The sequence below is a fragment of the Natronospira proteinivora genome (genome assembly GCF_024170465.1).
GTDB classification, from domain to species: domain Bacteria; phylum Pseudomonadota; class Gammaproteobacteria; order Natronospirales; family Natronospiraceae; genus Natronospira; species Natronospira proteinivora.
Map to the genome: position 1 here is coordinate 908764 of NZ_JALJYF010000002.1, position 14778 is coordinate 923541.

The following is a 14778-nucleotide window of genomic DNA, read 5'->3' on the forward strand; positions in this document are numbered from 1 at the left end:
AAAAACCAAACCCAAATAGACCGAAGCTGTTACCCGCGTTCCAGGTTGTAGATGAAGTCGGCGCCGGAGCGGGGGCCGGTCTGGGCTTCCAGGAACCAGCGGCTGCTGATTTCGTAGCGCATGCGGAAGACGTTGGTGCCTTCAAACAGGCCGATGCCGTAGCTGATGAACAGGCGCGGTGAAATGTATTCGCCGAAGACCACACTGGTTTCTTCCGGCGTGTCACCGGCCTCGATGGTTACCGTATCCACCCCCAGGCGATCACCCAGTTGGCGCCCTACATAACCCCCGCCGGCAACCTGCAGGGCCAGCGCCGCCTCGCGAACCAGATTCATATCGCCTTCACCGCCTTCGGTGAGCGAGCGGCCGGTCAGCAGGTAAGAGAGCTGTTCCGATTGTTGCATGGCCGGGTCGGAGAAGAGCTCCAGCTGAGGCTCACGCAGGGTGCCGCGAATATTGACCCCGACTACCACATTTCGGGGACGGCGCACCGCCCGGATATCCAGTGCCGGATCGTTGATGGGGGTGTTGCTGAAAAACAGCCGACCCCGTTCAATCTCCAGTTGTTGACGCCAAGCCGTGTACTGGCCCTCCCTGACCTCCAACTCACCGGTGGCCCGGGTCAGGGCATTGGGTTCGTCTCGCACATTGAGTGCGCCGGTAATTCGACCGGTCAGTCCGAAGCCGTCAAATTCCACATCATCACCCAGGCTGGCACGAACCCGGCTGTGAATGGCCCAGCCCCCCAGTTCATCCTCGCTTTCCATCGGGCGGAGTTCGCTGATGATTACCTCATCCTGGGAAGGTTGAACCGCGGCCTGGAACTCTCCTGGCGTGATCCGGGCGAAGGGCACATGCAGTTCACCGCCCACGTCCAGTCGGCGACCTGCCGAGGCGGTGATCTCCAAGGCCGGGTTGATCCGGACCCGGGCGTCAGGAATGCTCAGAATCAGGAAACGCTCCCCTTCCAGGCTGGCTTCGCCTACCCAGTCATCCTCGATCCGGTCCAGCTCGGCCCTGAATTGCAGGTCGCCACCCCCGGACTGGGCCGAGGCATCCAGGCGCAGTTGTTCCATGCTGCCGGTCAGGAAGACATCCACGGCCTCGGCGGTGATCCCCAGGTCCGGGAAGTTGAGCACGGCATCCACCACCCGGACTTCACCACTGAAGTCCGGGTCGGCCAGGGTGCCGCCGATATCCACGCCCAGCGCCAACAGGCCCTCCGCCCGGCCAATCTCGGCCAGCAACAGGGGGAGCAGCCCCAATTGCGGGATTTCGGCATCCAGTCGGCCGTCCAGGGGGCCATCCAGGCCTTGCGGGAGTTGTGCCCGGCCGCGCAGAAAGCCACCTTCGCTGAGCGCCAGATCCATATCCGCCTGAGCCGATTCCGGTGTCCAGTGAAATTCGCTTCGTCCCCCGTCAATGGCCAGCAAGGTCATGTCCTGACCATCCACCCGCTGGCTGATCAGGCCCGGGGTGAAATCAAGCTGGCCCTGGGCACGCAGGCCTTCTCCCCGGTCTTCCGCTTCGGCGGTAAGATTGATGCTGCCCTGAACATTGATTCCCGTTTCTTCCGGATCCACCAACATGGCCAGGGGGAAGCCTTCGCCCCGCACAGCAGCGGTCCAGTGACCTTCTTGATCCGTCTGTCCGGAAAGGCAGAGATCCCCCACCCCATCCACCGGGTCCAGACAGAGGCGGTCCAGCTCACCACCGGCTGCACTTAGGCTCAACGGCCGGGGTGAACGTTGTTGCCAGCGTCCGGCGACCGGATTATGCAGACGGGTATCCACCCACTCTCCCTGCCACTGCCAGTCATCCAGCCAGTCGGCATTGAGGCCGCCGGCAAAGCTCACCCCGAGGTTGAGAGTGGGGTGTTCGGCCTGAAGGCTCAGACGATGGTCACTTCTTTGTCCGTCGCCTCGGATCAGCAGGCGCGAAATGGTTTCCTCGTTGATGGAAAGCTCCTGCAGCTCCAGACGAATCTCGCTGTCGGCCTCCCAGCCTTCCTGCAGGTTCAGATCAAGCTTCATCGAGCCCAGTTGATAGTCCTCATAGGCTAGCTCATTGGCCTCCAGCGCCAGCCGCAAATCCAAAGATTCCAGGCTGCCCCGCACTTCACCGCTGGCCTGCAGGCGGCCCTGGGCCTCCAGGGGCAATTGACTGACGTCCGGTACCGCCACACTGAAGACCAGATTGCTGCTTGCCTGGCGCAGGTCCGTCGCCAAGCGGCCACTGGCGGTGACTTCATTGTCACCCAGTGAGGCCCGAACATCCCGCAGGGTGATGGTCTCCGATTGATAGTCCACGCCCCCTTGCGCGGATACCGCCTGGCCCACCAGTTGGCCGTCCAGACTTTCCAGGTCCAGGCTGCCGGTCACCGCATCTTGCCAGCGCGCCTGAAGGTGCCCCGCCCCGCTCAGTTGGCCGGGCCAATCTTCGTCCAGCAGGGCGGGATCCAGGGCCTGGAACTGGAAATCACCGGCCAGGAAGGGGTCGCTTTCCGACCAGTTGATATCACCCTGGAAATTCAAGGACTGGCCATCCGACAGGGTCAGTGCAAGGGATTCAATGGCAGCCTCGTCCTGCTGGCCTGTCAGCCGGGTCTCGATTTGCCCTTCCACCGGCCGGGTCAATGGTTCAGCGGCCTGATTCAGGCGGAATGCACTGTCCAGGGTCAGGCTGAAATCAGATTGCCGGCCCGCCAGCCGGGCCTGGCCGGCCTCCGATTCGTATTCGGCCTCATCCAGTGGCCAGCGTAGATTCGCCCATGCCAGATCCAACTGGACTTGGGGGTCTTCCGACAATATCTCGCGCGCCCAGCCTTCCATCTCCAGCCATTGATCATGTTGCTGGTGGTTGAGGAGCAGCTCCCGGATTCGCAGTTCTGTCAGTTCACTGTCGCCGCTGACATCGCTGTCAATGATCCAGTCTCCCCAGGGGGTGTCGCTGGCATCCAGTCGTCCTTGAAGGCGGGCCTGAGCCAGGTTACCGTCCAGGCGATAACGACCGGCCAACGCCCCCGCCGGGGCCTCATCGAACCAGCGGGCCGGTTCAAAGTCCCGGAATTGGAGATTGAGCTGAACGCTTGGATCCGTCAGGGCCTGGCGAACACGGCCATCCAGATTGAGGGTCAATGGGCCGCTGATGCTTTGCTCGATGTCTAGCGTGTCCGGGGTGCCGGACAGGGCCGTGTGACCCTGCATCTCGGGTAGATCCGGCCACCGAAGCTGCCAATCGGCCTGCAGTTCCAGTGGCCAGTCATCGCGCATGTCCAATGACAAGGCGGCATCCAAGTCCAACCAGTCGGCCCGAGCCGTCACTTGCTCCAGGGATAGTTCCGTACGGGCCAGATGGCCCGAGGCGGACAGCTCAGCCAGCTGAATGGGCTCTGCCCCATCCGGCTGGAGCTGGATGCGGTTCACTGTCAGTGCCCGGACATTGACCCGCAGGGGCAGGCTGATTCGTTCGGGCAGTTCTATCGGCAGGGTTTCGGTATCAGCTTCCCCGGGCGGCAATGCCACCACCAGCCCATCGAAGACCACGTCATCCAATTGCAGGATGCCCATCAGCAGCAGGCCCAGCCGCCATTCAAGCTGCAGGGTGTCTGCCTGAACATCCAGCCCTTCCCCGTCACGGAACCGCAACCCTTCCAGTTCCAGCGGCCCGGCCAGCTGACCGCTTACATTCCCCACGCTCAGTTCCCCCGGCACCTGTCCTTGGGCCTGGGACACCGCCCAGCGCAGCCCACTCTCGGTGTAAAAGAGCCAGAACAGGCCCAGGGCCAGAATCACCAGCAGACCCGAGCCGCTGATGGTCAGCCAGCCTCGCCAGCCAATACGACCGCTTTTTGGGGTTGGCTCGCTCATTTACAAGTCCGGTCCCACACTTAGATGTAGACGATAGCCCCGGTCCGGGTCACTGATGGGGCGGGCAATATCCACCCGGATCATGCCGATTGGCGAGGCGTAGCGCATGCCGATGCCGGCGGAGGTTTCCAGGGAGTCGGAAAAGGACATCATGGCGTTGCCGCTGTCCACGAAGGCGGCGGCATACCAGGGCCCGCTGATCTGACGATCCACCTCCAGGCTAGCCACCGCCAGGTAGCGGCCGCCAATCCGTCGCCCTTCCTCGTCCAGGGGGCTGAGTTCCTCATAGCCGAAACCCCGCACCGTCTGGTCACCGCCGGTAAAGAAGCGTTGTGACAGTGGCAGGTTCTCAAACCGTTCCGATCCCGTTCCACCCAATTCAAGGCGAGCCAACAGACGATGACGCTCCCCGAGAGGCTGGACCCGCTTGGCCCGCAGCGTTGTCTGAAAAAAGTTGAGATCGGAGAGCAGCTCTTCCCGGGCGCCGCGCACATCCAGTGACAGGCGCAGACCGCGACGTGGCAGTGTGGGGTCATTGGCCCGGGTGCGAGACCAGGTGATACCGGGAACCACTACCTCCGAGCGGGACTGATCCTCCGGTCCGAAGATGGAGCGTTCCTGCTCGTAACGCAGGAAGGTGGTTTGTAGCCAGCCCCACTGCAGGGTACTGCGGCCCACCCCGAGCTCCAGGCGGCGACTTTCGAAGTCGCCCCGGTCTTCACGGATGGCATTGGCGTCCCAGGTGAGGCGCTCGTTAACCGGTTCGGACAGCGGCACCACATAACGCATCTCCACTGCCCGGCGGACATCGGAAATGTTGTAGCCCAGGGCACCTCGATGACCACGACGGTTGACGCGGCGGTTTTCCCAGCGAACCCCGTAGCGAGGGCCGGTATCCGTACCGTAACCGAGGCTGGCCCGGTAACGGTGCTTGGGGCTTGCATGGGCATCCACGTGGATGGGGATCTGACGATCGTCTTCTATCTGGTCCCGCTCTGGACGAACTTCTACATAATTATAATACTCACTGTCGGAAAGCCCGTATTGCAGCTGCAGTAGTTTATCTGCGTCGAAGGGCTCTCCCACGTCAAAGGGAACATAGCGCTGGACAAAGGCATCATCCATGATGTCTTGCTCAATGGTCACCGGACCGAAGTTGTAGCGGGGGCCGCTGTCCAGCACCAGTTGCACCCGGGCCGTCTGGGTGGGTGGATCAACGAACAGTCCGCGGCTGACCCAGCGTGCGTCCAGATAGCCCCGGCGATCGGCCAACTGCAGGAGGCGATTCTTGGCCTGTTCATAGTTTCGATGGTCCAGCGGTTGATTCTCCCGAATCGGCAGTTCGGCCAAGGTACGTAGAAATGCCCGGTCATCGGCCCCCTCGCCTTCCACCCGGGCATTCACTTCCACCACATGGATTTGCGGGCCTCGTTCCACCTGGTAAGTGGCCAGCCAGTTTTCCTCTTCTTCCCGATAGGTCAGTTCCGATTCCACTCGCACATCGTAGTAGCCGAAAGGTCTTAAGGCTTGGCGAATCTCATTGGGGGCCCGGGCGTGCAGGCGCCGCAGGCGGGGCTCGCCCATGCCTTCTTCCCGGTAGCGGGCCAGGGAGAGGGTGGCGATGATGTTCTCCCGGAGTTCATCGGCATCGTCCAGGCCCTGCAATTCAATCCATACCTCCCGGGCTTGAAGGGGCAGGCTCAGGGTCAGTAGCAACAAGCCCAGCAACAGCAGCCGAGGAGAGAAGGCGAGCGCTTTCAAAGGTTATCCACCCTCAGGCTTGGGGCAGGGCCATGGGGTTGAAAGCCGAGCACCCTGCCGTAAAAGTCCAGTTCCATCTCCAGGGACGCACGAATATTCTGGGCCCGGCGAAAACCATGGCCTTCTCCCTCAAAGACCACATGGGCTACCGGTAATCCCTGTGCACGCAGGGCGTCGGCCATGGCCTGGGCCTGTTCCGGTGGCACCACCTTGTCCTCGTCACCCTGGAAAAAAATCACCGGTACCTTGAGCCGGGATACATGATGGATGGGGGAGCGGGCCCGCCATTCCGCTTGCGTTTCCGGCCAGGGCCCCACCAGTTTCTGGGTATAGCGCGATTCAAATTTGTGGGTGGCGGCATCCAGTGCGGCCAGATCACCGATGCCGTAGTGACTGGCTCCGGCAGCAAAGACATCGGTGAAGGTCAGGGCGGCCAGCACGGTATAGCCCCCGGCACTGGAGCCGCTGATCAGACAGCGGGCCGGGTCCACCCGGTCTTGGGCCACCAGATGGCGAACTACCGCCTGGCAGTCTTCCACGTCCAGTTTGCCCCAGCCGCCATAAAGCCGATGACGGTAAGGGCGCCCGTAACCGGTACTGCCCCGGTAATTCACATCCACCACCGCAAAGCCGCGGCTGGTCCAGTACTGGATTCGGGGGTCATAGGCTGCATCGGTGGCCCCCGTGGGCCCGCCGTGGCATTTCACCAGCAGCGGTGGACGCTCATTCGATGGGCCCTGATGGTCGGGATGGGTGGGAGGGTAAAAGAGAGCATGGGCCGTCTCATCCTCGCCGGTTGGGAAGTGGATGGCCTCGGCTTGGCTGACCATGGCCCCCTGTTCAGGTGTCGCAGACGCGGTGGCAATGACCTCCACCGGCCCCCGCTCGGGATCGATTCGCACCACCGCCAGGGGATGATCGGGCCGGCCCGCCAGCATCACGGCCTGGCCGTGATCACAATGCAGGTGCTGAATACTGTTCCAGTCCTCATCCAGGGTCTTTGCCTGACCCGCGCGAATCCGTTGCAGGGACCAAAAGCCCTGCGAGGATCGGGCCGCCAGGATGGTGTCATCGTCGACAAAGCCCCAGCTGCGCATATTGAATTGCCAATAGGGCAGGCCGAACTCGGCTGCTTCCCGGGTGATCACCTGAATGGCTTCCCCATCCCAGACATGCAGGTTCCACCAGCCATCGGCCCGGTCACTGACAAAGTAAAGCCGGCCGTCGTCGTGCCATTCCGGCTGAAAGATGGCCTCGGCGTGCTGGCCTGCCACCATAGTTGGCTTCGTGACCGCGCCGGCTTCGTCGATGCCGGCAAGCATCAGCCGGGTCCGGTCCCAGGGCATGTCCGGATGATCCCATTCCAGCCAGGCCAGCTGCCGGCCGTCCTGGCTGGGCCGCGGTGCGGTATAAAAGTCGGCGCCCTGGGCCAGGACCTGGATCCGGCCGGAAAGGTCAATGGACACCAACTCGGCCCGGGGCTCCGGGGCCTGTTCCTCGACCACCTCGCGAACCGCCAGAACTCGCTGGTGGTGATCATCCCACTGCAGGTCGCCGAAGCGGCATTGGGGCATTACGCAGAGGCTTTGGATCTCGCGGCCCTGCTGGAGGTAAAGGCCCTGGTCGCTGTCCTCGACGAAAATACGTCGATCCCCGTCCAGCGCACACCAGGCGCCGCCCCCGTACTCCTGGGCCCGCGTCCGCACACTGTAGCCACGCGGCGTCAGGGTCTCGACCGTACCGGCGCGCCAGCGACAAAGGGCGGTTCGGCCGCCTTCCTCGGGCCGACCTTCCAGCCAATAGATCCCTTCCGGGCGGCACAGGGGTTGGGCCAGGCGCTTGCCGCCCCGGGCGATCTGCTCGGCACTGAAGTCGGAAGGCCAGCTGCCGAAAGGGGTTGTCTGGACATCTTGTTCCCTTGACTCACTCATTTTGATGCGTGCTCCCCGGTTTCCCAGGTGAATCGAAACGGGCTTTCACCTTGTATATGGCCCCCGGCATCGAAGCGTCGTTCCCGAAAATGTGCGATTCCATCTTCCCATAGCCAGGCAAGACTGGCGCAACGGGTGCCGTACTCGGTGCCGAGCACGAAGGGTGCGGACAAGCGGCGTTCCAGTTCCGGCGGCAGACCGGTGTCGGGCAGGTCCTGGGGCCGGGCCGGTTCCCTGTCATCCAGCAGGCGGTACAGGGATTCGGCCCCGACCCGGCCGGCGTTCAGCTGTCGTTCAAAGCGATGCCGCAAGCGCAGCAGCTTGGGCCAGGGGGAATCCAGAAGATGATTGCTCACTGCGTAGATCCCTGCCTCCAGAATACGGGGCCCGGCCGGATCGCGATTGCTCACATAGCCCAGGCGTTCGCCATCACTGAGCAGCAGATTGAAGCCTGCGTATTGATCGCCCTTAACTGCGACCTGCTCCAGGTAGCTGGACAGGTTGCTTCCACCGTCGAGAAAATCGGCGGTGAGTTCCCCCCGCGAGCGTTCACCCGGTGCAGCGTCTGCTTCCCGAACATTGGTCACCGCCGCGAAGCGGCCCTGCCGTGACAGGCCCAGCCAGGTCCCGCCGGCCGTCCGGTCCCGGCCAGCCAGCAGATCGGGACGATCGGGCCAGAAGGCCGCCGCCTCGGTGGGCCGGGCATGGAATTCATCCCGGTTGCCAGCGGCCATCAGGCGTAATCGCGGATGTTGTTTCCAGGCAATCGCCAGCAGACACATCAGAAATCGAATCGCAGCCCGATGCCGGCGGTGTTCGCCTCCAGACGAGCAATATGCTGGGCAAACAGATCCAGGCGGGTATTGCCGCCCACATCCATTCCCAGGCCCAGGCGGACCATGGGTGCGGTGTCCTGGGTATCATTACCATCGGCGGCGGGCAGATCGAGACGCCAGCGTGCCACCCCCACGCCCACATTGGCGTGCAGAAAGCCGACGAACTCCCAGCCCAGCTCCGCCTGTGCCGTCCAGGCGGTGGCCGTGCTGCTTCGCTCCCCGACCACGGTGATTTCTTCATCCACATCAGCCAGCAGTTCGGTATCGAAGCGACCCAGATCCATATACCCCCCCACGATGCTCACATGCGAGTTGACCCGATAGCCGAAGCGCAAACCAAAGCTGGTATCGCTATCGTCGATCTGGAAACTGCTTTCCTCGCTGTCCAAGTCAGAGTTCCCCAGCTCAAAAGCGGCATACCATTGGGGCTGGTCCCAGGCCTGTCCTACGGCCAGTCCCGGCAGGGCAAACAACAACAGAAAAGCACTCAGTCGACGCATGATCGTTTCTCTTGTCAGGGGGCTGTCTGCATTGTAAAGCAAAGTTTCAGTTTTCTGATTGCCGCTTGTTGGAAGCCGCATTGCCGAAGGCCGTGTCTTGGGCCAGGGGATCCACCAGGTGGTGAATGGAATTGGCGTAATAACGCAGTACCGGAATCTCTCCTTCCTGAATGCGATAGCCATCCTCATCGGCGCCCAGCAGTTTTCTGATAGTGAGCATGCGCAGACCCACTTCCACGGCATAGGCCGCATCCCGTCGTGGTACATAGGCGTCTACGCCATGGTCGTCCAGGGCCTGAATGAGTGCCTGATAACCGTGTTCCAGTTGTTCACGACGCCAGGCCTGCTCAGGGTCTTGCAGCATCAGCCAGCTGAGCACTGATACCGGCAATACCGGCATGGCCGCGGCAATTCGCCCCATCAGGCCATCCGCGAAGCGGCGGGTTTCCTCTATCCGTTCCCGCCGTGACAGCGCTCGAAAATCCAGTCTCTCCGCCCTACACCATGCTGACGCCGAGACCGGGCGGCCAAAGCCGGCGGCCGCATAGCCCAGGCGATACCATTGGCCTCGGGACCGTCGGCGCAAACTGCGGCCGAGAAACTTCAGACTGCCCCAGACCGCCGATATGGCAGACTTTCGTTCGACGCGTTTGCCGGCTTCCTGGATCAGGGTGCGATCCTCAATCACCCGATCATAATTGAGACAAACCGGCACGAAGACGATGTCCCGCGCACCCTGCGGGTCGAAATCGCGCAGCATGTAATCCAGCAAGCCGATGCGCGGTTCCCGGAAGGCCCCGTCCCGGCTCAGGCCGCCTTCCAGAAAGACCGCCTGTACCACGCCCCCCTCGACGGCCATCTGCACATAGCGTTCCAGTACCCGACGGTAGAGTTCATTGTTCGAGCCCCGGCGGACGAAGTAGGCACCCATGGCCTTGACGATCTGTTGCAAGGGCCAGACCCGGGCCCATTCCCCCACGGCATAGGAAAGGGCTGCCTGTTTCTGGGAGAGATAGGACACCAGCACATAGTCCATATTGGAGCGATGATTGATGACAAACACCACGCTGGCGTTGTCCGGGATCCCTTCCAGACCCCGGGCATTGTTCTTGCCCAGGCGGACCCGGTACAGGCGCTGGACCATCCAGCGGGAAAAACGACGGCCCAGGTTGAAGTAGAAATAGGCGTTGAAGGCGGGGACAATCTCCCGGGCATAGCCCTCCACCCGTTCCAGGGTGGCATCCCAGGGGGCGCCGGTGCGTTCACAGTGTTCTCGCACTTCGTTCAGTACTTTCGGGTCATAGACCAGGCGATCCACCAGGACCCGGCGTTTGGTCAGGGAGAAGGTGGGCAGGCGCAGCTTGAGCCGCTGGTTGAGGCGATCGATCAGCTGATTGACCCGGCGCCGGAAGAACCAGCGCACGCTGGGCAAGAGTAGGCGCTCCAGCAGCACCCACAGGGCCAGCAGGCCAATGGTCAACAGCAACCAGTAGGGAATTTCCACTGTATCGGTCATGGCCCAATGATAGCCTTTTCGCCCTGCTCCCGGCTAAAAAAGGTGCTTCGATGAAATTGCTGAGGTAGATGGTCCCCAATTTTCAGGCTGCAGACTTATGAGCCTTCTCTGGAGACCTCACCCCGTCGTTTCCAGCGCAGATAGCCCCGCAGGCTGAGGACCGTCAGGGCCAGCAGGATCAAGGCCATGCCGGTGCCTTCCAGGCCACTGGGGCGTTCGCCTAGCTGCAGCCAGGCGGCGGTGCTGCCGATCACCGGAATCACCAGGGCCGACAGGCCGGTGACCCCGGCCGGCAGGCGGCTGACGATATACAGCCAGAACAGCCAGGCCAGGGCATTGGCCGGAAGGATGTTGAACAACAGGGCACCGATATAGGCCGCGTTCCAGTCAATGGTCGGTTGTTCCACAAAAGGCAGCAGCAAGATCAGGGGGATGACCCCCAGGGCCATCTGCCAGGCCGTGATGGGGATCAGCTCCCAGCGTGTCTCCATGGGGATTTTCTTCGCCACCACCACGCTGGCCCCCCAAGCGGCCCCGGCACCCACCGCCAAGAGGCTGCCCGGGGTGCGCAAATCCGGGTCCCAGGGGCCGATCAGCAACATCAGGCCGGTGAGCGCCAGGGTTACCGCCAGCCACTGCCAATCCCGGACCCGTTCACCCAGTGCCAGGGCGGCAAAGCCCAATACCCAGAAAGGCATGGTGAAGGCCAATACGGCGGTCTTGCCCGCGCCTTCGCTTTCCAGTGCCAGGGTCACCAAGCCGGTGAAGCCGGTGGTCTGCAACAGACCCAGGGCCAGGACCCAGGCCATGGAACGGGGCATGATGGGAATGCGAAAGGCGGCGGTGATGAGAAAGAGGCACACCATGCCGCCCAGGCTGCGCAGCACGGCGAAATCCAGCGCCCCGCTGTACTGCAGGGCGATTTTCATCACCACCCAGTTATAGCCCCAGACCACCACCAGCAAGACGAAGGCGGCCAGGGCACCCTTGTCGGCGAGGGTCCGGCTCATGGGCGAGCCAATCTATTGCCGCTTGCGGCGAAGCTTGTGCCTCAGCCAATGACCGGCAAGCCCGCCTAGGCCACCCGCCAGCAAGCCGCTCAGCATCCAGCCAAGGACCAGGCCGGTACCCACATCCTCGCTTTGCAGGGCGCCGCGCAAAAAGATCAGCAGGAACAAAACGGCCAGACCGAGGCCGTGGAAGACGGCAATCCGCAATCGACCGGGATGCAGACTGAGGCCCGTGGCCAGCCCGCCCAGCAGCAACAGCGTGATGAAACTGATGGTGGACGCCAGCACATCGGCTTCGGTGCCCACGTACTCGGCCTGCAACCAGAAGGCCAATGTCAGGGTAAGCAGGGCGACCACCATGCCCACCGACAGGGCGATCAGGCTGCGAATGACCAACAAAAATGTCTCGAGGCGTTTTTCTTGCATAGGATGTCCAGGGCTAGCTGTGGTGTGTGGGGCCGTTATCGGCCAATGGATTGTTGATCGCTTCCCGCTCGGCCTCTGCGGCTTCCGGCATATACCAGGCCGCCAAGGCGCCGGCCAGGCTGAGGGCGATGATGGTGAGCATCATGATCTCATGACCCAGGAACTGGGCAATCAGCCCCAGGGCACCCCCTGCCAGAACCAGCAGACCAATGCTGGTGTTGGAAAAGGCCACCCAGGTGGCCCGGTCCTGTGGTGGTGCGGCATCCACCAGCCAGGTCTTGCGGCCCAGTCGCACGCCCGCCTCCGCCAAGCCGATCAGGATAAAGACCAGGGCGTAGACCGGCGGAATCTGGAGGCTTTCCGGGAGTAGCGTGATCAGCAGGGCCACCACCCCGGCGGCTGCGGCGATCAGGGCGCTCCAATACAGCACCTTGCGGGAAGAGGCATCGGAAAAACGTCCCCAGAAGGGGCTGCCCACCACCTGGGCCACGCCCACCGCCACCACGAAGGTGCCCAGCCCTACCGCGCCACCGGCCACCACGCCCTGGCCGAACAGGACAAACAGAGGGGTGGCGATTTCCACCGTCAGCAGCAGGGCCCGGGCCAGCAGATAGCGGCGATAACCGCTCAATTGTTTCACCAGCCGCACCCCGACCCCGGCTTCCTCGAGGGCGTTGCGCCCGCCCGCGGTGGCGCCGGCTTCCTCGCGAATCAGAAAGAAGAACCCCGATGCCAGGAACCAGAGCAGGGCGCCGAAAAACACCAGCCCCAGATAGACCAGCATGTCGTCGCCGCGACCCACGTACTGATGGATCATGATGCCCGCGGCAATGGTCAGCGCCCCGCCGATGGCGGCCCGGTTGGCCAGTAATCGTCCCCGCCGGCCCTTGGGGATGGTCTTGCCCACCACATCCTGGAAGGCTACCGAGGCGGTGCCGCTGGCCATGGCATAGACTGCGAGTAGCCCAACGATGGTCCAGCCGGCCTGGGTGGGGGTTAAAAAAATGGCCGCCGCGATCATCAGCAGCAGGCAGGCCGACTGGGTCAGGCCGGAAAAGACCCAGAAGTACTTGCGCCGGGCCACCGAGCGGATGGCGCCGGCAATGGCCAGTTGGGGCAACAGGGAGCCGGCCTGCTTGATGGGCATGAGCAGGCCGATCAGGGCAGCGGGTGCGCCCAGGGCGGCCATTAACCAGGGCAGCACCACATTGGGCCCGGCCACCTGCTCGGCCAGCTTGCTGGCCGAGCCATTGCCCACGTTCAGCAGGTAATTGCGGGGCAGATTGGTACAGGCGGATTCCGGAATCGCTTCGCAGAGCCGGTCGGTCTGGTCATCGCCGCTCAGGACCGCATAGGTCCGATTGCTTAGCTGTTCGGGGTTCCGAATCTTGACCTTGGATGCTTCGCTCACGCGCGCTCTCCGGGGGCTGAAAGCGTGTCAGTTTATCAGACCCTTTAGCCTGGACTATGCCGGGAAGGGGGTGGCGCCCCCGTTACAAATCCCGGGCGGCTTCCATCGCCCGGCGGAGAGCGGGTCAGTCGGTACTTCGCCAGTCCTCAATGAGGTGTCGGGCAACGGAGCGGGTGTTGGGCAGCTGAATCGCTTCCTCGGCCAGTGCTTCGTTCAGCGCCGGGCGGGACCACCACTCGGCATCCGCCAGCTCCCCGTCCAGCCGCTGAATATCCGTGTTTCCGGCCTCGGCGGTGTAGGCGAGCATCAGGGAGCCGGGAAAGGGCCAGGGCTGGGAGGAAAAATAGCGGACGCTGTCGGGACGAATCCGGATGCCTGCTTCCTCGAACACTTCCCGGACCACGGTGGCTTCCGCCGACTCGCCCGGAGAGACAAAGCCCGCCAATACCGAACGCCGGGTGCGGGGCCAGTTGGGTTGGCGCCCCAGCAGGATGCGATCCCCCTGCACCACGCGCACGATCACGGCCGGGTCGGTGCGGGGAAAGTGGCGCTGGCCACATTCCGGGTTGCTGCAATAGCGGGCCAATCCCCCCGGTGAACGCCCGCTGGGGGCGCCACAACGGGTACAGAAAGTATGGCTGGCATGCCACTGGATCATGGCCTTGGCGCGGGCCAGCAGGGACCAGTCCGGGTCGCTCAACAAACCGGCCACCGAGCGAAGGTCTTCGAAATCCCCACCGGGAATACGTCGCTTGGGCTGAAAGCGATCCAGCTCAACGGCGAAGAAATCCCGTCCCTGGGCGGAGTGAATCCAGACCGGTGAGCGGGCATGGGTGATAAGCTCGCCGGCCTCCTGGTAGCTTGGGGTCAGCGCCCGGGGTTGGTCCTTGGGCCAATGCAGGAAGACGCGATTCTCGCAGACCGGCAGGAGGTGGCAGTTACTGCCTCCCCAGCGGGCCTCCAGGGCCTCCCCCGACAAGGGGGCCAGGTCTTCCCCGGGGCTCATTCCGACCCCCGGGACCAATCGGCCCGGATCAGTCGCCATTCATCGTCGGCTTCCCGGTCAAAGGTCAGCTGCAGCTGCAGATTATTGGCATTGAGACCGGTCATGGATCGGGCGCGCTCGGCCGCGTCGCCAGCCAGGCCCAGCTGGACTTCGGCATGGGCCCGGTAAGCCGTGGCGACCTCAATGTGGCGAATCCGGGTGACCAGCTGGAGCGAGTCCTGTTGAAACAGATAGGCGCGCACCAGATTGCGCAGCTCGCTTTTGTCACGACCTGCTTCGTCCCGATAGGCCTCCGAGACATGGCGCATCACTCGGCGGGTGGAGCCGGCCTCGGCGGCCTGCTCGGCGTCGACGATAAGCGCCCGGATGCGCTGCTCCGGATCGTCGGCGGCACCGCCGCAGCCAATGAGCAAGGCGGCCAGAAGCAATAACGGCAAGGCTGCCATGGTTTTACGGGCTGAGCTTTTCATAAGGCCAGTATAAGCCCCCGTTGCTCGCCTCGTCCCCCAGGG

11 protein-coding genes are annotated in these 14778 nt (G+C 63.1%); all 11 read right to left on the reverse strand.

Translation table 11 applies throughout. From position 1 onward, the window contains the following. Positions 1 to 29 precede the first annotated feature (29 nt). The 11 genes from J2T60_RS11160 to J2T60_RS11210 all read right to left on the reverse strand — a co-directional run bounded on the left by J2T60_RS11160 (position 30) and on the right by J2T60_RS11210 (position 14736). A complete protein-coding gene (locus tag J2T60_RS11160; RefSeq protein WP_253450029.1) occupies positions 30 to 3869 on the reverse strand; it encodes a translocation/assembly module TamB domain-containing protein in 3840 nt (1279 codons plus the stop codon). Beyond that, positions 3870 to 5630 carry an autotransporter assembly complex protein TamA gene (locus J2T60_RS11165; RefSeq protein WP_253450032.1) on the reverse strand — a complete coding sequence of 587 codons (1761 nt, stop codon included), beginning with the start codon at positions 5628 to 5630 and terminating at the stop codon, positions 3870 to 3872. Further along, positions 5627 to 7561 (reverse strand): S9 family peptidase, encoded by a 1935-nt coding sequence (locus J2T60_RS11170; protein WP_253450035.1) that lies wholly within the window; start codon positions 7559 to 7561, stop codon positions 5627 to 5629. Before J2T60_RS11170 ends, J2T60_RS11165 begins: the two co-directional genes overlap by 4 nt. Next, on the reverse strand, positions 7558 to 8343 hold the full coding sequence (locus J2T60_RS11175) for an NRDE family protein (RefSeq protein ID WP_253450038.1): 786 nt from the start codon (positions 8341 to 8343) through the stop codon (positions 7558 to 7560). The genes J2T60_RS11170 and J2T60_RS11175 overlap by 4 nt, the downstream gene beginning before the upstream one ends. After that, positions 8343 to 8897, reverse strand: coding sequence for an outer membrane beta-barrel protein (locus J2T60_RS11180; RefSeq protein WP_253450041.1), 555 nt, complete (start codon positions 8895 to 8897; stop codon positions 8343 to 8345). The genes J2T60_RS11175 and J2T60_RS11180 overlap by 1 nt, the downstream gene beginning before the upstream one ends. 46 nt (positions 8898 to 8943) lie before the next feature. Further along, the gene (locus J2T60_RS11185) at positions 8944 to 10413 is read right to left on the reverse strand and encodes a 1-acyl-sn-glycerol-3-phosphate acyltransferase (RefSeq protein WP_253450044.1); all 1470 of its coding nucleotides are present in this window, start codon (positions 10411 to 10413) and stop codon (positions 8944 to 8946) included. Between the two features lie 95 nt (positions 10414 to 10508). Further along, positions 10509 to 11423, reverse strand: a complete 915-nt coding sequence (locus J2T60_RS11190; RefSeq protein ID WP_253450047.1) for a DMT family transporter — start codon at positions 11421 to 11423, stop codon at positions 10509 to 10511. A gap of 12 nt (positions 11424 to 11435) precedes the next feature. Then, the gene (locus J2T60_RS11195; protein ID WP_253450050.1) at positions 11436 to 11849 is read right to left on the reverse strand and encodes a hypothetical protein; all 414 of its coding nucleotides are present in this window, start codon (positions 11847 to 11849) and stop codon (positions 11436 to 11438) included. A 13-nt stretch (positions 11850 to 11862) separates the two neighbouring features. Next, entirely contained in the window at positions 11863 to 13260 is a 1398-nt protein-coding gene (locus tag J2T60_RS11200) for an MFS transporter (RefSeq protein ID WP_253450053.1), read from the reverse strand. A 124-nt stretch (positions 13261 to 13384) separates the two neighbouring features. Next, positions 13385 to 14266 carry an NAD(+) diphosphatase gene (gene nudC, locus J2T60_RS11205; RefSeq protein WP_253450055.1) on the reverse strand — a complete coding sequence of 294 codons (882 nt, stop codon included), beginning with the start codon at positions 14264 to 14266 and terminating at the stop codon, positions 13385 to 13387. Continuing rightward, on the reverse strand, positions 14263 to 14736 hold the full coding sequence (locus tag J2T60_RS11210; protein ID WP_253450058.1) for a hypothetical protein: 474 nt from the start codon (positions 14734 to 14736) through the stop codon (positions 14263 to 14265). Before J2T60_RS11210 ends, nudC begins: the two co-directional genes overlap by 4 nt. Positions 14737 to 14778: the final 42 nt, after the last annotated feature.

Bases quoted from the DNA above. Each gene is read 5' to 3' on its own strand.
- J2T60_RS11175 (WP_253450038.1), bottom strand. From the start codon at position 8,343: ATGTGTCTGCTGGCGATTGCCTGGAAACAACATCCGCGATTACGCCTG.
- J2T60_RS11180 (WP_253450041.1), bottom strand. From the start codon at position 8,897: ATGCGTCGACTGAGTGCTTTTCTGTTGTTGTTTGCCCTGCCGGGACTG.
- J2T60_RS11210 (WP_253450058.1), bottom strand. From the start codon at position 14,736: ATGAAAAGCTCAGCCCGTAAAACCATGGCAGCCTTGCCGTTATTGCTT.
- J2T60_RS11170 (WP_253450035.1), bottom strand. From the start codon at position 7,561: ATGAGTGAGTCAAGGGAACAAGATGTCCAGACAACCCCTTTCGGCAGC.
- J2T60_RS11160 (WP_253450029.1), bottom strand. From the start codon at position 3,869: ATGAGCGAGCCAACCCCAAAAAGCGGTCGTATTGGCTGGCGAGGCTGG.
- J2T60_RS11185 (WP_253450044.1), bottom strand. From the start codon at position 10,413: ATGACCGATACAGTGGAAATTCCCTACTGGTTGCTGTTGACCATTGGC.
- J2T60_RS11195 (WP_253450050.1), bottom strand. From the start codon at position 11,849: ATGCAAGAAAAACGCCTCGAGACATTTTTGTTGGTCATTCGCAGCCTG.
- J2T60_RS11190 (WP_253450047.1), bottom strand. From the start codon at position 11,423: ATGAGCCGGACCCTCGCCGACAAGGGTGCCCTGGCCGCCTTCGTCTTG.
- nudC (WP_253450055.1), bottom strand. From the start codon at position 14,266: ATGAGCCCCGGGGAAGACCTGGCCCCCTTGTCGGGGGAGGCCCTGGAG.